Annotated in this window: 22 protein-coding genes, 2 tRNA genes and 1 other RNA gene; 19 read left to right on the top strand and 6 right to left on the bottom strand. The window is 39.7% G+C overall.

Annotated elements, in window-relative coordinates; all coding sequences use genetic code 11:
• Positions 1 to 6: 6 nt before the first annotated feature.
• From MN086_RS10460 to MN086_RS10435, 6 genes are all read right to left on the bottom strand, one after another.
• Complete coding sequence (locus tag MN086_RS10460; protein ID WP_248575932.1) at positions 7 to 456, bottom strand: toxin-antitoxin system YwqK family antitoxin; 450 nt, start codon at positions 454 to 456, stop codon at positions 7 to 9.
• Positions 457 to 555: 99 nt separating this feature from the next.
• Positions 556 to 3,849, bottom strand: coding sequence for an EAL domain-containing protein (locus MN086_RS10455; protein ID WP_248575931.1), 3,294 nt, complete (start codon positions 3,847 to 3,849; stop codon positions 556 to 558).
• 175 nt (positions 3,850 to 4,024) lie between these two features.
• Positions 4,025 to 4,109 (bottom strand) — tRNA-Leu (locus MN086_RS10450).
• A 186-nt stretch (positions 4,110 to 4,295) separates the two neighbouring features.
• Positions 4,296 to 4,383, bottom strand: a tRNA-Ser gene (locus MN086_RS10445).
• 106 nt (positions 4,384 to 4,489) lie between these two features.
• Positions 4,490 to 4,587: signal recognition particle sRNA small type (ffs, locus tag MN086_RS10440), an RNA gene on the bottom strand.
• 34 nt (positions 4,588 to 4,621) lie between these two features.
• Positions 4,622 to 5,698 (bottom strand): AAA family ATPase, encoded by a 1,077-nt coding sequence (locus MN086_RS10435; RefSeq protein ID WP_248575930.1) that lies wholly within the window; start codon positions 5,696 to 5,698, stop codon positions 4,622 to 4,624.
• Positions 5,699 to 5,881: 183 nt separating this feature from the next.
• Here MN086_RS10435 and rpsJ point away from each other — a divergent pair, with 183 nt between their 5' ends.
• From rpsJ to rpsE, 19 genes are read left to right on the top strand one after another with little or no spacing between them, the layout of a single operon-like run.
• Positions 5,882 to 6,193, top strand: a complete 312-nt coding sequence (gene rpsJ, locus MN086_RS10430; protein WP_223891937.1) for a 30S ribosomal protein S10 — start codon at positions 5,882 to 5,884, stop codon at positions 6,191 to 6,193.
• A 9-nt stretch (positions 6,194 to 6,202) separates the two neighbouring features.
• A complete protein-coding gene (gene rplC, locus MN086_RS10425) occupies positions 6,203 to 6,784 on the top strand; it encodes a 50S ribosomal protein L3 (RefSeq protein WP_248575929.1) in 582 nt (193 codons plus the stop codon).
• Positions 6,784 to 7,374: a 50S ribosomal protein L4 gene (gene rplD, locus MN086_RS10420; protein WP_248575928.1), complete on the top strand. Its 591-nt coding sequence runs from the start codon at positions 6,784 to 6,786 to the stop codon at positions 7,372 to 7,374. The genes rplC and rplD overlap by 1 nt, the downstream gene beginning before the upstream one ends.
• Before the next feature lies 1 nt (position 7,375).
• Positions 7,376 to 7,657 (top strand): 50S ribosomal protein L23, encoded by a 282-nt coding sequence (locus MN086_RS10415; protein ID WP_248575927.1) that lies wholly within the window; start codon positions 7,376 to 7,378, stop codon positions 7,655 to 7,657.
• 9 nt (positions 7,658 to 7,666) lie between these two features.
• Positions 7,667 to 8,494, top strand: a complete 828-nt coding sequence (gene rplB / locus MN086_RS10410; RefSeq protein ID WP_248575926.1) for a 50S ribosomal protein L2 — start codon at positions 7,667 to 7,669, stop codon at positions 8,492 to 8,494.
• Between the two features lie 11 nt (positions 8,495 to 8,505).
• Positions 8,506 to 8,784, top strand: coding sequence for a 30S ribosomal protein S19 (rpsS, locus tag MN086_RS10405; RefSeq protein WP_008244855.1), 279 nt, complete (start codon positions 8,506 to 8,508; stop codon positions 8,782 to 8,784).
• 1 nt (position 8,785) lies between these two features.
• On the top strand, positions 8,786 to 9,124 hold the full coding sequence (gene rplV / locus MN086_RS10400; protein ID WP_223891932.1) for a 50S ribosomal protein L22: 339 nt from the start codon (positions 8,786 to 8,788) through the stop codon (positions 9,122 to 9,124).
• A gap of 1 nt (position 9,125) precedes the next feature.
• The gene (gene rpsC / locus MN086_RS10395; RefSeq protein WP_248575925.1) at positions 9,126 to 9,824 is read left to right on the top strand and encodes a 30S ribosomal protein S3; all 699 of its coding nucleotides are present in this window, start codon (positions 9,126 to 9,128) and stop codon (positions 9,822 to 9,824) included.
• A gap of 2 nt (positions 9,825 to 9,826) precedes the next feature.
• Positions 9,827 to 10,252 carry a 50S ribosomal protein L16 gene (gene rplP, locus MN086_RS10390; protein ID WP_248575924.1) on the top strand — a complete coding sequence of 142 codons (426 nt, stop codon included), beginning with the start codon at positions 9,827 to 9,829 and terminating at the stop codon, positions 10,250 to 10,252.
• A complete protein-coding gene (rpmC, locus tag MN086_RS10385; RefSeq protein ID WP_248575923.1) occupies positions 10,239 to 10,430 on the top strand; it encodes a 50S ribosomal protein L29 in 192 nt (63 codons plus the stop codon). The genes rplP and rpmC overlap by 14 nt, the downstream gene beginning before the upstream one ends.
• Before the next feature lie 10 nt (positions 10,431 to 10,440).
• On the top strand, positions 10,441 to 10,689 hold the full coding sequence (rpsQ, locus tag MN086_RS10380; RefSeq protein WP_008244849.1) for a 30S ribosomal protein S17: 249 nt from the start codon (positions 10,441 to 10,443) through the stop codon (positions 10,687 to 10,689).
• Positions 10,689 to 11,057, top strand: a complete 369-nt coding sequence (gene rplN, locus MN086_RS10375) for a 50S ribosomal protein L14 (protein ID WP_008244848.1) — start codon at positions 10,689 to 10,691, stop codon at positions 11,055 to 11,057. Before rpsQ ends, rplN begins: the two co-directional genes overlap by 1 nt.
• A complete protein-coding gene (gene rplX, locus MN086_RS10370; protein ID WP_248575922.1) occupies positions 11,057 to 11,290 on the top strand; it encodes a 50S ribosomal protein L24 in 234 nt (77 codons plus the stop codon). The genes rplN and rplX overlap by 1 nt, the downstream gene beginning before the upstream one ends.
• Before the next feature lie 4 nt (positions 11,291 to 11,294).
• The gene (rplE, locus tag MN086_RS10365; protein WP_248575921.1) at positions 11,295 to 11,840 is read left to right on the top strand and encodes a 50S ribosomal protein L5; all 546 of its coding nucleotides are present in this window, start codon (positions 11,295 to 11,297) and stop codon (positions 11,838 to 11,840) included.
• The gene (locus tag MN086_RS10360; protein WP_008244845.1) at positions 11,840 to 12,025 is read left to right on the top strand and encodes a type Z 30S ribosomal protein S14; all 186 of its coding nucleotides are present in this window, start codon (positions 11,840 to 11,842) and stop codon (positions 12,023 to 12,025) included. Before rplE ends, MN086_RS10360 begins: the two co-directional genes overlap by 1 nt.
• Positions 12,026 to 12,037: 12 nt before the next feature.
• On the top strand, positions 12,038 to 12,433 hold the full coding sequence (gene rpsH, locus MN086_RS10355; RefSeq protein ID WP_248575920.1) for a 30S ribosomal protein S8: 396 nt from the start codon (positions 12,038 to 12,040) through the stop codon (positions 12,431 to 12,433).
• A 10-nt stretch (positions 12,434 to 12,443) separates the two neighbouring features.
• On the top strand, positions 12,444 to 12,980 hold the full coding sequence (gene rplF / locus MN086_RS10350; protein WP_248575919.1) for a 50S ribosomal protein L6: 537 nt from the start codon (positions 12,444 to 12,446) through the stop codon (positions 12,978 to 12,980).
• A gap of 10 nt (positions 12,981 to 12,990) precedes the next feature.
• Positions 12,991 to 13,347 (top strand): 50S ribosomal protein L18, encoded by a 357-nt coding sequence (gene rplR, locus MN086_RS10345; protein WP_248575918.1) that lies wholly within the window; start codon positions 12,991 to 12,993, stop codon positions 13,345 to 13,347.
• Between the two features lie 9 nt (positions 13,348 to 13,356).
• On the top strand, positions 13,357 to 13,797 hold the full coding sequence (rpsE, locus tag MN086_RS10340; protein WP_008244839.1) for a 30S ribosomal protein S5: 441 nt from the start codon (positions 13,357 to 13,359) through the stop codon (positions 13,795 to 13,797).
• Positions 13,798 to 13,802 lie beyond the last annotated feature (5 nt).

Raw genomic sequence — 13,802 nt, 5'->3', positions numbered from 1 at the left:
GTAAGATCAGTTGACGATTTTATCGTTTTTATATATGACCCTTCTATGAATAGAACCATCCTTGTTATAGGTTTGGGCCGGCCCCTCTTTTACCCCATTCACATAGGTGTACGATACCATCACATCACCATTTGGATAGTATGCTTCATACAGACCGTCTTTTTTCCCGTTGATATAATTGACTTTCGAAAGTACACGGCCTTTTGGATCATACCCTGTCGCAAGGCCATGGGGTACACCATTGCGTATATGTATAACAGCAAGTACATTCCCATCATAGCCATACTCTTTACGGATACCATTTTGACCCGTGTCATCATCCATAATAAATTCAGAGCGTATCTGCCCGCCTGTATAGTATTCTTTTTTTACTTTTCCCTCTGAAAGACCGGGCCCCTGGCAAGAATTTAAGAGAAGAATTGCAAAAACAGTAAGAATGAAAGATAACTTTTTCATGGTCCACCTTGATATATAAAATAGTGCTATGAGTATACTATAAATTGCCTTTTTTTGCTTAAGTAAGATATGAGAAATAATCTTCTAAAGAGAAGGAGATCACTCTTGATGCTTTAAGAGCATGGCATGCATCTCTTCTACTGTTAGAGGATGACTGAAATAGTGGCCTTGGATATTGATACATTCATGGTCGATCAGGAACTCTATTTGTTCGGAAGTCTCTACCCCTTCAGCGATAAGATCAAGTTTAAGACTTTTTGCCAGTGCAATAATGGCTGTAACAATAGCGACATCTTCTTCATCATTCGGGATATCTCTGACAAAGGAACGGTCAATCTTAAGCCTATTGATCGGTAAACGTTTCAAAAGGGACAGAGAGGAGTATCCTGTACCAAAATCATCAATAGAGATCCCTATACCCAAAGCGTTGATCTGATGCAGTTTTGTAATGACCTCTTCGGGTCTTTTCATCATCTGACTTTCAGTGATTTCCAATTCTAACCACGCTGGATCAAAATCATTTCTTTGAAGACACGCTTCGATCTGTTGGAGAAAGTTTATTTTATCCAACTGTATGATAGAAATGTTCAGGCCGAGCACTCCCGGATTTAATCCCTCTTTGTACCATTGGGATATCTGCCCCATGGCAGTTTTCATGACCCACTGATCGATCTCAGCTATCATACCACTCTCTTCCGCTAGAGGTATAAATTCATCCGGCATAAGAACCCCTATGACCGGGTGTTCCCATCGTATCAGGACCTCCACCCCTATCAATGCATTTGTAGATGCCTTGATCTGGGGTTGATAATAAATAATAAATTCTTCATTATCGATGGCCTGCCGCAGACTTGTTTGCATCAATATACGTTTCAAGGCGAGCTCGGTCATCTCCGGTGCATAGAACTGGTAGTTGTTTCGCCCCTCTTCTTTTGCTCTATACATGGCGGTATCGGCATATTTAAGAAGAGACTGTGCATCTGTAGCATCTTGGGGATAAAAACTGATACCCACACTCCCTGAGACATAGAGCCTTTGTTTATTTATCACGATACCCTCTGCCAAAGTTTTGAGAATTTTTTCTCCCAACAGGGAGGCGTCTTCAGGGTGTCTTAGATCCTCCATAATAATGGTGAATTCATCACCACTCAATCGTGCCAAGGTATCTTCTTTTCGAATAATGTCCTGAAGTCGTTTTGCAATGATCTTTAAAACCTTATCTCCTATACTATGTCCCAGCGAATCATTGATATGTTTAAATTTATCCAGATCAATAAAAAAGACTGCCAGTCCTTCGTTGTGGCGTTTTGCTTTTTGGATCCCCTGTTCGAGACGGTCCATGAACAGTACACGGTTTGGAAGCGCTGTAAGGGCATCATGGTGTGCCTGATAATGCAATGCTTCTTCTGTTTTTTTACGCTTGGTGATATCTCTTAGATATCCTACGATACCTATATTCGAACCGTAAGTGTCCTTAAGAAGAGAAAGGGAGAGATCCACAAGGACCTTCTCGTGAGATTTTTTCATAAGTGCTAAGGTTGTACGGTACTCTTCCTTTTCCATCAGTTCAGGAATATGTGTGACCAATGTCCCATAGGTATCATCCGGGAACAACAGAGATATATGTTTCCCCAGTATTTCCTCAGCTTTATAGCCAAAGAGCAGTTCCGAACCTTTGTTCCATTCGTTAATGTAGCCTTGCAAGTCTGTTGTGTTGATCGCTTCATGCGTTTGTTGGATCATCTGTGCCTGATGCGATAATCGAAGTTCATTTTCTTTCTGCTCTGTAATGTCTGTATGGGTACCTATCATACGAACAGCCTTGCCATCTGCATCAAACTGGACTTTTCCTCTGTCATGGATCCATACCCAATGTCCATCTTTATGTTGGAGTCTATGGATATTTTCATAATACTCTGTTTCCCCATTGACATTTTTATAGACATCTGCCCAGGCTTTCTCGACGTCATCAGGGTGTATACGGTCATTCCAGGTTGACACTTCATTGGGAAGCTCATTGTCTGAATATCCAATGATCTCTTTCCAACGAGGGGAAAAATAGACACTATTATCAAGAATGTTCCAATCCCAGACACCATCATTGCTTCCCATAAGAGCCAATTCCATACGTTCTTTAAGCTCCTGATTTGTTTGATAGCTTTGCTGGAGTGCTCTGGTTTGTTCTTGTACTTCTTTACTGGTAATATTGATCAAATGGATCAATGCTTCTATAGAAGTTGTATTAATATTTACTTGCTGTGCTTGACTATGGAGAATAGGTTTCTGTACCTGATCATTTTCACTGAGTGAGACCAAGGTCATGGTTTGATTAAAGAGGTTTTTTTGATCTGTGCTAAAAAACTCTCCATACGTGAAAAAACCAGATACGGGAGAGACCTGTTGAAGCGGTAAAACTTCAGACTCTATCTCCTCGCCCATAAAGTGTCTGCGTGTCATACACGAATAGATAAAAATGCTTTCAGAAGGCATTTTTGCAGTACTGTTTAGGATCATTTGCGACTTTCGTAAGATCTCTTTGGCATTTCCATAGCCGATCCGTACTTTTTCTCCTGGGTACAAGTTACCTCCGACGATCAATGATCCATCATCCTCTTTAGCGATGCATGCCCGTGAGATAGTTGAACCGTTACGGTTGACGATCAGAGGAAATTCGACACCGATACCGGGCAGACCTTTGGCAATATCTTCTCCCAGATAATAGGCATAGGTATCTACTGCACTTTTCCCGTCGATGGTATACACGCGATTGCCTTCAGCTTTGGTAATAGTCAGTTCATTGCCTATAGGGTGCCAGTTGAAACTATAGTCTGTATGTACATGCAACTGTTTGCTGTTCAGCGTAACCCCAACGGCACCTTTGGAAAAGATATGTTCCTTGGTGAAGACGTATGTCTGTGTAAAGCAGCTATTGTCCCCGGCATGACCTCCTGCAACAACAACCTTATCATTTATCGAAGCGATGCCATTGAGAAACTCTTCTCCATTGGTATGCAACCCATCTGTAAATGCAATGAACAGCTTGGTATCATCGGTGATCAACGTTTTTGCCAGATATTGCCCACTATAATAGCCATCAACCTGATGTTCTACAGAAGCTGCTTTCAGTGTAGTATTTTCAAATTGACTAAAGCTAAGAACGACCTTCCCTGAAGAGACATACCCATCCATGATCTCACCATCGGTCGTGGCCCCTATGATGATCGCATCAGGCAAAAAGTGTATGAGCTCAGATAGTAGGGTGGATATAAATGCTTTATCGACGACAGCAGAATAGACTTGGATGAGAAGCGAAGAGGAGTTGTGAATCTTTTTATCGTGAATGAACGACCCTAACTGTTCTTTGTTGATGTAATAGGTATTAAAACTTTTCATACTGTTTTACCTTCATGCCTAGATAAGAGCGCCATATCATACATTGGTACTTTTTTGTGCACCGATAATGTAATATATTATAGTACAGGGTATGTTAAAAAGAGTATTTTTTGTATGAAGGTATTCCTAACAGTTATAAAATGTGATTAAATGCCTGAAATAAGGGCTTTATAGATGGTGCGGATGAGAGGACTCGAACCTCCACGCCGTAAAGCACCAGATCCTAAGTCTGGCGTGTATACCAATTTCACCACATCCGCATCAATTATTATAATAAGAGAGTATTTATTTTAACTTCTATGTCGAATAATACAAAAGTTTAACTTTTGTTCAAATAAGTAAAAGTCCAAAATATCATTATTACAATATGAAATATTTTTCACTATCACAAACTAACTCTTAAAGCACGGTATATAGGACATTTTTGGGAAAGTAATAGAATTCTATGGCAGAGAGGAAGGGATTCGAACCCTCGATGAGTTGCCCCATACACGAGTTCCAGTCGTGCGCCTTCGACCACTCGGCCACCTCTCTATCATTGTTTACAGTCTCATAACTCTCATGGTTCATTCATTTTACTAAAACGATTGGTTTAGTTTTATGGTGAATGGAGATTATTTCATGTAAAAGAAGCTAGTACCTCTCCCCAGGTTCCTGCGGCACACAGTAAAGAAAGGTGGGCTGCTACGTTCCCGTCCTGACCCGTTGTCTTTCAGTTCCGTTGCACAGGTCTGAAAAGAGGCATCGGAATTTTAGCTAAAGCAAGCTTATATTACTCTTCAGCATTGATCACACTCCATTCGTTAAAAGGGATCGCTTCAAAGTAGAGCTTTTCTATATGATACTCATATGTATTGGCTACAGTGACAATGGTCACTTTTTGTATTCCGTACTTTTTGTAGATAGAGAACTTGCTTTGTGATTTTACCCAGAGACTCTCTTCGCTCTCAAAAGGGGCAGGGATGATCAGCTCATCATTTTTTGTTATATAGCCATGTATCCCAAGCGTCTGTACTTTGATACCGTGCTTCATAAGGGCTAAGGCTATCATCGTGTCAAACTGTAGGATAAAAGGTTGTCCCAGAGTAAGGTACTTCGCAAAAGCAAAGTCAAAAAGCAACATCTTCTTTCCAGATTTTTGATATCTGTCTTCGATGAATAAAACAAGTTTTTCCTGGGTGAAGCGTTTCATCGTTTTGTAAAGCCAGTCCTTGGAGACTTTAAACTTCTCCTTTGCAAATGTATAGATCTGATGGGTCGTAAGATGTTTGGTATGATGTTGCGCAAGCACAAGAAGCAGTTTCTGTTCATTTGTATCAAAAGCGCTTTTGAAAAAGTTTTTCATCACTTGCGTATTTGTTTTTTGTGACCTTGCGATCATAGGCAGGGTACCAGAACGCAAGAAGTGGTTAAAACCGCTGCTCTGCGAGGTACTGCTCTCGAAGGCAAGAAACTCTTCATAGTCCAAGGGGAAAAGCTCAACAGGGATGAGCTCTTTATGCTGAAGCGGTATACGTGAGAGAACAATCAACCTGTCCACATTCGGGAAAGAAGGAAGATACCCCTCTGTATAATGGTCAAGTATGAGCAGAGCAATACCTTCGCGGTCAATGTATTGCTGAAGCGAGAGGGTCGTCAGTCTGTTGAATATCAAGTTGGGATCTTCCAGATCGATATAGAGTGTCGTCTCTTCGTTCTCTTCTTGTATCAGATCAAGAATCATAGTTGTCTTGCCTGAACCACGTGCACCATAGAGGTTAAAGTCACCTTTGAGAGGCAATTGGCATTTTCTTGGCACATAATTTGTCGTAAGATACCGTTGATTTTGATAATATTCAAGTAATTCCATGATTCTATCTGCCCCATAGTTTCCTTTTTATAAGGAAATATTTTTCAATATTGTAGCGTTTTTAGACTAAAAAGTATTGCACCTTTCAAAAACTTTGGGTATAATTCGCGTTCCTAAATTTATGTTAGAGGGTGAAAGCCCTGTGTTTAGGCACGTACTAACGAGTTCTTTTAAAGGTAAAATATGGAAAAAATTAGATTAAAGCTTAAAGCTTACGATCACAGAGTATTAGACAGATCAGTTGCTGCTATCATCGATGCAGTTAAACGTACAGGTGCAGAGATTAGAGGGCCAATTCCAATGCCAACTAAACTTAAGCGTTATACGGTTCTTAAATCACCACACGTCAACAAAGACGCACGTGAGCAGTTTGAGATCAGAATTCACGGAAGAATGATCGACATCGTTTCAGCGACTTCAGATACTATCGATTCACTTATGAAGTTGGATCTAGCACCTGAAATCGAAGTTGAAATCAGATCAATGGATAAATAGGAGTAGAAAATGGAATTTATTGTAGAAAAAATTGGTATGAGCAGAACTGTTGACGTACCAGCTGTTCCAGTAACACTTCTTAAAGTCGTTGATACGAAAGTTTGTGAAGTGAGAGAAGACGGTAAAGCACTTGTTGCATATAACTCAAGCAAAAAACTGAATAAGAGCATTGAAGGTCAGCAGACTAAATACGGTGTTTCTAAAGAGTTTAACAAATTTATGACGATCGAAGTTGCTGAAGGTACTGAAGCTGGTGATCTTAGCACAGCAGCATTGGCAGAAACTGCAGTGGTTAAAACATCTATCAACACGAAAGGTAGAGGTTTCCAAGGTGGTATGAAGCGTCACGGTTTCGGTGGTGGACCTGGTTCACACGGACATAGATTTGGTAGAAGAATCGGTTCAATCGGTAACGCTGAGTGGCCTGGTCGTGTTATGCCTGGTAAAAAAATGCCTGGACAATACGGTAACACACAAGTTACTGTGAAAAATGACGTAATGTCGTTTGATGCTGAAAACGGTATCTTAGTATTAAAAGGTTCAATTCCTGGTCACAATGGGGCTAGAGGATTGGTAAGGATAGTTAAATAATGAAAACAACAGTAATTAAAACAACAGACCTTCCAGAATCATTTTTGGAAGTTCACCCGCATAACCTTTACCTCTACTGTAAAGCGTATGCTGCTGGTCTTAGAGCAAATACTGCACAGACTAAAAACAGATCTGCTGTAAGCGGTGGTGGTAAAAAACCATGGGCTCAAAAAGGTGGCGGACGTGCTAGAGCAGGTTCATTGAGATCACCTGTTTTTGTTGGCGGTGGTGTTGCATTTGGTCCAAGTACAAACAAGAACTATGACCAAAAGGTGAACAAAAAGCAAAAGAAACTTGCGCTTTACCATGCACTAGCAGAGATGGCAGCAAACGAGAGACTTTTTGTTGTTGACAACATTGAAATTGCATCAGGTAAGACAAAAGACGCAATGGCATTTGTAAACGGTCTTGAGCAAAGAGATGTACTTGTAGTAAAAGAGATGATCGATGATAAGACTTTCTTAGCATTCAGAAATCTTCAGAACGCATACCTCATTGAATCAAATGAGCTTAATGCTTATCTTGCTGCTGCATATCACTCAATCGTGATTGAAAAAGCACTATTTGATAAATTGACTAAAGAGGCTTAAGATGGCAGATATTACAGATATTAAATCAATTATGTATACAGAGAAGAGTTTGGCTCTTCAAGAAGATGGTGTCATCGTAGTTCAAACAACTCCAAGAATGACTAAAAACGGTCTTAAAGAAGTATTTAAAGAGTTCTTCGGGATCAATCCACTTAGAGTAAACTCAATGAGAGTGAACGGGAAAGTGAAAAGATTTAGAGGTGTTGAAGGAAAAAGAGCAGACTTGAAAAAGTTCTATGTGAAGCTTCCAGAAGATGCGAAAATCGAAAGTTTAGCGGTATAAGGATAGAAGATGGCAATTAAAACATATAAACCAACCACACCTTCACGTCGTTATATGACTAACCTTGACAGTGGTGATATCACTGCGAAAGCAAGTGTTAGATCACTACTTAAGAATCTTCCGAGATCTGCAGGTAGAAACAGTAACGGTAGAATCACTTCTCGTCACAGAGAAGCAGGTGCTAAAAAACTATACAGAATCATCGATTTTAAAAGAAATAAATTTAACATCGAAGGTACAGTAGCAACTGTTGAGTACGATCCGTACAGAAACTGTAGAATTTGTCTTATCAAATATGTTGATGGAGACAGAAGATATGTACTTCAACCAAAAGGACTTAACGTAGGTGATAAGATCATGTCAGCAGAATCAGGACTTGATATCAAGACTGGTAATGCAATGAAATTGATCAACATCCCAGTGGGTACATTGGTTCACAACATTGAATTGAATCCAGGTCATGGTGGTCAGATCGCGCGTTCAGCGGGTGGTTATGCACAGATCATGGGTAGAGACGGTAAATACGTTTCACTTAGACTTCCATCTGGTGAAATGAGATATGTACTAGGTGCATGTCTTGCTACGATCGGTACTGTTGGTAACGAAGATTTCTCAAACATCGTTATCGGTAAAGCTGGTAGAAGCAGACACCTTGGTATCAGACCACAAACTCGTGGTTCTGCGATGAACCCAATCGATCACCCACACGGTGGTGGTGAAGGTAAGACAAACTCAGGACGTCATCCAGTATCTCCATGGGGTACTCCGGCTAAAGGGTTTAAAACACGTAAGAAAAAAGCTAGTGATAAGTTAATTATCTCTAAGCGTAAGAAGTAAGGGGCTAAGATATGGCAAGATCGACAAAAAAAGGTCCATTCATCGATGGTCACCTAATGAAAAAAGTGCTTAAGGCAAAAGAAGAAGGTTCAAACAAACCTATTAAAACTTGGTCAAGAAGATCAGTGATCTTCCCTGAGTTCATCGGTTTAACGATCAACGTTCACAACGGTAGACAATTCGTACCGGTATTTGTAACTGAAAACCACGTAGGTTACAAACTAGGTGAATTTGCACCAACAAGAACATTTAAGGGCCATAAAGGTTCTGTACAGAAGAAGGTAGGTTAAGATGAGTAGAGCATTATTAAAATTCGTAAGAGTTTCACCTACTAAAGCAAGACTTATCGCTAGAGAAGTTCAGGGTATGAACGCTGAGCTTGCTCTTGCATCATTAGAGTTTATGCCTAACAAAGCAGCGGGTATCATTTCTAAAGTAATTGCATCTGCAGTTGCTAACGGTGATTTTGAACCAGAAGAAGTAACGATTACTTCTTGTAGAGTTGATAAAGCAGCGGTAATGAAAAGATGGAGACCAAGAGCTAGAGGTACAGCTTCTAGAATCATTAAACCAACAGCGCACATTCTTGTTGAAGTTGGCGTAGCTGAAAAAACTGGGGAGGACGCATAATATGGGTCAAAAAGTAAATCCTATAGGTCTTAGACTTGGAATCAACAGAAACTGGGAATCAAGATGGTTCCCTGCAAAAGGTAGAGCACCTGAATTTATCGCTGAAGACCATAAAATCAGAAAATACCTTAAAAAAGAACTTTTCTATGCGGGTGTATCTAACATCATCATCGAAAGAACTGTAAAGAAATTAAGAGTAAATATCGTCACTGCTAGACCTGGTATCATTATCGGGAAAAAAGGTGCGGATATTGAAAAATTGAAAGCAACACTTATCAAAATGCTTGGTAAAGATGTAGCGATCAACATCAAAGAAGAGAAGCGTCCTCAAGCTTCAGGTCAATTGGCAGCTGAAAACGTTGCAACACAACTTGAAAGAAGAGTTGCGTTCAGACGTGCGATGAAAAAAGTGATCCAAGGTGCACTTAAATCAGGTGCAAAAGGGATCAAGATCTCTGTATCTGGTCGTCTTGGTGGTGCTGAGATGGCAAGAACTGAGTGGTACCTAGAGGGTAGAGTTCCTCTTCATACACTTAGAGCGAAGATCGATTACGGTTTTGCAGAAGCACATACGACGTATGGAATCATTGGTATTAAAGTTTGGATCTTCAAAGGTGAAGTTCTTGCTAAAGGTATCCAGGCTGAGCCACAAGAAGAGAAAAAAGGTGGTAGAAAACCATCTAGAAAAAGAGGTGAATAATCATGCTAATGCCTAAAAGAACTAAATGGAGAAAGCAGATGAAAGGCCGCAACCGCGGTAAATCTTTCAGAGGTAACAAAATTGAGTTTGGTGATATCGCGATCAAAGCAACTGAAGCTGGTAGAATCGATTCTAGACAGATCGAAGCTGCGCGTATTACTATGACGAGAAAAATTTCAAGAACAGGTAAAACTTGGATCAGAGTTTTCCCAGATAAGCCATTGACTGCTAAGCCGCTCGAAACGAGAATGGGTAAAGGTAAAGGTGGTGTTGATAAATGGGTAATGAACATTAAGCCAGGTAGAATTATTTTCGAAATGGCAGGCGTTGAAGAGACACTTGCAAGAGCAGCGTTAACACTTGCGATTCATAAAATGCCATTTAAGTGTAAAATTATCACTTCAAAGGATAGTAATGAACTATATTGATTTAAAAGATAAAAGTGAAGCAGAACTTACTGCAATGCTTAAAGAGAAAAAACTTGAATTGTTTACATTGAATGCAAAGCAAAAAACGATGCAGCTTACAAACACTTCTGAGTTAAGAGTAGCGAAAAAAGATATCGCTAGAATTCAAACAGCATTAACTGCTGCTAGATCGAAGTAAAGGGTCAGACATGCCAAAAAGACAAATACAAGGTACTGTGATCAAAAAGGCTGGAGAAAAAACTGCAACTGTTTTAGTTGAAAGAAGAGTACTCCACCCAAGATATCACAAGACTGTAAAAAGATTTAAAAAATATCTTATTCACGATGAGAAGAACGACATCAATGTTGGAGATACAGTGAGCGCTATCGAGTGTAGACCACTTTCAAAAACAAAAAGCTTCAGACTTCTTGAAATCGTGAAGAGAGGAGAAGTGTAATGATCCAAGGTTTTACAAGATTAAATGTAGCAGATAACTCTGGTGCTAAAGAGATCATGTGTATCAAGGTTCTTGGTGGATCTAAAAGAAGATATGCATCAGTAGGTGACGTGATCGTTGCTTCTGTGAAAAAAGCACTTCCGACTGGAAAAGTGAAAAAAGGTAAGGTTGTTAAAGCAGTTGTTGTTAGAACAAAGAAAGAGATCCAGAGAGAAAATGGTTCACTTATCAGATTTGATGACAATGCAGCAGTAATTATCGATGACAAAAGAGAGCCGATAGGTACACGTATCTTCGGTCCTGTAAGTCGTGAAACAAGATATGCAGGTTTTATGAAAATTGTATCACTTGCACCGGAGGTATGGTAATGGCTAAAACATTCAAGATCAAAAAAGGTGACCAGGTAATGGTTATCGCTGGTGATGACAAAGGTACAGTTGGAGAAGTTCTTCAAGTACTTACAAAAAAAGATGCAGTAATCGTTAAAGGTTGTAAAACAGCTAAAAAAGCTGTAAAACCAAGCGAGCAGAACAAAGAGGGTGGATTTGTGAATCAAGAAATGCCGATCCATATCTCAAATGTAAAAAAAGTAGAGGGTTAATCCTATGAGTAGAATGAAGCAAAAGTACAATGACATCGTTCCTGCACTTAGAGAAGAGTGTGGGGTTACAAATGCGATGCAGACTCCGAAGCTTGAGAAAATAGTAATTTCTGTTGGTGCCGGTGAAGAAGGTAAAGACAGTAAACTAATTGCAAATATGGCAGATACTATCTCACTGATCGCTGGTCAAAAAGCGATCATCGTGAATGCAAAAAAATCTGTTGCAGGATTTAAAGCCAGAGAAGGTGCTCCAAGTGGTATTAAAGTAACACTTAGAGGTGAAAACATGTATAACTTCTTTGACAAACTTGTATCGATCGCTCTTCCAAGAGTAAAAGACTTTAGAGGTACACCAAGAAAAGGTTTTGACGGACGCGGTAACTATAACTTCGGTCTTCAAGAGCAATTGATGTTCCCAGAGGTTGTATTTGATAATGTGATCAAGACACATGGTATGAACATCACTATCGTAACAAGTACTGAAGATGATAAACAAGCATTCACGCTTTTAGAAAAGCTTGGTATGCCTTTCGCTAAAGGGAGAAACTAATGGCTAAGAAATCAATGATAGCTAAGCAGAAGAGAAAAGCAAAATTCTCTACGCAAGCATATACAAGATGTAACATTTGTGGTAGACCTCACTCAGTATACAGAGACTTCGGTATTTGTCGTGTGTGTTTAAGAAAGATGGCCAATGAAGGTCTAATCCCTGGTATGCGTAAAGCAAGCTGGTAAGGAGAAGAAAAGATGATGACAGACATAATTGCAGACTCTCTTACTCGTATAAGAAATGCTGCGCAAAGAAGACTAGACGTAACAACACTTCTACACTCAAACACGATTGAAGCAACCGTATCTATTTTGGTAGACAAAGGTTACCTTGAGAGTTATAAAGTAAAAGAAGACGGAAACAAAAAAACAATAAAAGTAGTTCTTAAATATGATGAGAATGAAAAAAGCGTGATCAATGAGATCAAAAAAATCTCTAAGCCTGGTAGACGTGTTCACCAAGGTAAAGACGATATTAGAACATTTAAAAACGGTTACGGTACTTTGGTTGTTTCAACAAGCCAAGGTGTTCTTGCTAACGATGAAGCGTTCAAGCGTGGAATCGGTGGTGAAGTAATCTGTAGTATTTGGTAAGGAATAAAAGATGTCAAGAATAGGAAAAAGACCAGTAACTGTGGCAAGTGGTATCGATGTATCACTAGACGGTACGACTCTCGTGGCTAAAAAAGGCAATCTTGAAAAAAGACTTGAAACTCATGGTAGAGTTGGGATCAGTATTGATGGTTCAGAAGTGACTTTTGAAAGAAAAGGTGATGAAAAACAAGATGCAGCGTTCTGGGGAACATACAGAGCACTCTTTAACAACATTATCATTGGTTTAGATAAAGGTTATACTAAATCTTTAGAGATCAATGGTGTTGGTTACAGAGCAGCTGTTCAAGGTAAAGTACTTAACCTTCAATTGGGTCATTCACATGATATTAATTTTGATATTCCTGAAGGACTTGAAATTAAAGTTGAAAAGAATATCATTACTATCAGCGGTACTGACAAGCAAGCAGTGGGTCAAGCTGCTGCTGAGATTAGAGATTTCAGACCACCAGAGCCGTATAAAGGTAAAGGTGTGAAGTATACTGATGAAGTGATCATCAGAAAAGCTGGTAAAGCAGCTGGTAAGTAAGGAGCGGTAGATGTTAAAAAGTATTCAAAAAAGAAAAAATAAACTTCGCGCTCAAAGAAAAGCTAGAGTAAGAGGTAAGATCTTCGGTACAGAGACTAACCCAAGATTGACTGTATTTAAGTCAAACAAGCACTTTTACGCTCAAGCTATTGATGACACTACTGGGACTACACTTGCTTCTGCAGACGGTAGAAAGCTTGGTCTTAAAGTAAACCAGGAAGATGTAAAAAAAGTAGCTGCTGAGATGGCTAAAAATCTTGCTTCTAAAAACATTGAAACTGTTGTTTTCGACAGAAATGGTTACCTTTACCACGGTGTTGTTGCGTCATTCGCTGATGCACTTAGAGAAGCCGGAATCAAGTTTTAAGGAATCATGATGGAAGAAATAGAAAAAGAATTTGAAGAAGTAATCGTTAATATCGGTCGTGTTACCAAAGTTGTTAAGGGTGGTAGAAGATTTAGATTTACTGCACTTGTAGTGATCGGTGACAGAAACGGTACAGTAGGATACGGATTTGGTAAAGCCAAAGAGGTTCCTGATGCGATCAAAAAAGCGGTTGATGATGCTCACAAAAACCTTGTGAAAGTAAACATCAAAGGTACAACTCTCGCACATGATATCGAGCACAAGTTCAACGCAAGTAGAATCGTGCTTAGACCAGCGAGTGAAGGTACAGGTGTTATCGCCGGTGGTGCTGCTAGACCAGTACTTGAGCTTGCAGGGGTAAAAGATGTCCTTTCAAAATCAATCGGTTCTAACAACCCAAATAACCTAGTAAGAGCAACAATCCAAGCACTTACTAGAATCAAAGCGTAAGGGGT

The organism is Sulfurovum sp. XGS-02 (genome assembly GCF_023213175.1).
In the GTDB taxonomy this organism is placed as follows: domain Bacteria; phylum Campylobacterota; class Campylobacteria; order Campylobacterales; family Sulfurovaceae; genus Sulfurovum.
This window is presented reverse-complemented; position numbering and strand designations above follow the sequence as displayed.

Excerpts from the sequence above, each read along its gene's own strand:
- rpsE (WP_008244839.1), top strand. The coding sequence starts at position 13,357 with ATGGAAGAAATAGAAAAAGAATTTGAAGAAGTAATCGTTAATATCGGT.
- rplF (WP_248575919.1), top strand. The coding sequence starts at position 12,444 with ATGTCAAGAATAGGAAAAAGACCAGTAACTGTGGCAAGTGGTATCGAT.
- MN086_RS10460 (WP_248575932.1), bottom strand. The coding sequence starts at position 456 with ATGAAAAAGTTATCTTTCATTCTTACTGTTTTTGCAATTCTTCTCTTA.
- rplP (WP_248575924.1), top strand. The coding sequence starts at position 9,827 with ATGCTAATGCCTAAAAGAACTAAATGGAGAAAGCAGATGAAAGGCCGC.
- rplN (WP_008244848.1), top strand. The coding sequence starts at position 10,689 with ATGATCCAAGGTTTTACAAGATTAAATGTAGCAGATAACTCTGGTGCT.
- rplR (WP_248575918.1), top strand. The coding sequence starts at position 12,991 with ATGTTAAAAAGTATTCAAAAAAGAAAAAATAAACTTCGCGCTCAAAGA.
- MN086_RS10415 (WP_248575927.1), top strand. The coding sequence starts at position 7,376 with ATGGCAGATATTACAGATATTAAATCAATTATGTATACAGAGAAGAGT.
- rpsQ (WP_008244849.1), top strand. The coding sequence starts at position 10,441 with ATGCCAAAAAGACAAATACAAGGTACTGTGATCAAAAAGGCTGGAGAA.
- rpsC (WP_248575925.1), top strand. The coding sequence starts at position 9,126 with ATGGGTCAAAAAGTAAATCCTATAGGTCTTAGACTTGGAATCAACAGA.
- rpsS (WP_008244855.1), top strand. The coding sequence starts at position 8,506 with ATGGCAAGATCGACAAAAAAAGGTCCATTCATCGATGGTCACCTAATG.
- rplB (WP_248575926.1), top strand. The coding sequence starts at position 7,667 with ATGGCAATTAAAACATATAAACCAACCACACCTTCACGTCGTTATATG.
- MN086_RS10455 (WP_248575931.1), bottom strand. The coding sequence starts at position 3,849 with ATGAAAAGTTTTAATACCTATTACATCAACAAAGAACAGTTAGGGTCG.
- rplD (WP_248575928.1), top strand. The coding sequence starts at position 6,784 with ATGAAAACAACAGTAATTAAAACAACAGACCTTCCAGAATCATTTTTG.
- MN086_RS10435 (WP_248575930.1), bottom strand. The coding sequence starts at position 5,698 with ATGGAATTACTTGAATATTATCAAAATCAACGGTATCTTACGACAAAT.
- rpsH (WP_248575920.1), top strand. The coding sequence starts at position 12,038 with ATGATGACAGACATAATTGCAGACTCTCTTACTCGTATAAGAAATGCT.
- MN086_RS10360 (WP_008244845.1), top strand. The coding sequence starts at position 11,840 with ATGGCTAAGAAATCAATGATAGCTAAGCAGAAGAGAAAAGCAAAATTC.
- rplC (WP_248575929.1), top strand. The coding sequence starts at position 6,203 with ATGGAATTTATTGTAGAAAAAATTGGTATGAGCAGAACTGTTGACGTA.
- rpsJ (WP_223891937.1), top strand. The coding sequence starts at position 5,882 with ATGGAAAAAATTAGATTAAAGCTTAAAGCTTACGATCACAGAGTATTA.
- rplX (WP_248575922.1), top strand. The coding sequence starts at position 11,057 with ATGGCTAAAACATTCAAGATCAAAAAAGGTGACCAGGTAATGGTTATC.
- rpmC (WP_248575923.1), top strand. The coding sequence starts at position 10,239 with ATGAACTATATTGATTTAAAAGATAAAAGTGAAGCAGAACTTACTGCA.
- rplE (WP_248575921.1), top strand. The coding sequence starts at position 11,295 with ATGAGTAGAATGAAGCAAAAGTACAATGACATCGTTCCTGCACTTAGA.
- rplV (WP_223891932.1), top strand. The coding sequence starts at position 8,786 with ATGAGTAGAGCATTATTAAAATTCGTAAGAGTTTCACCTACTAAAGCA.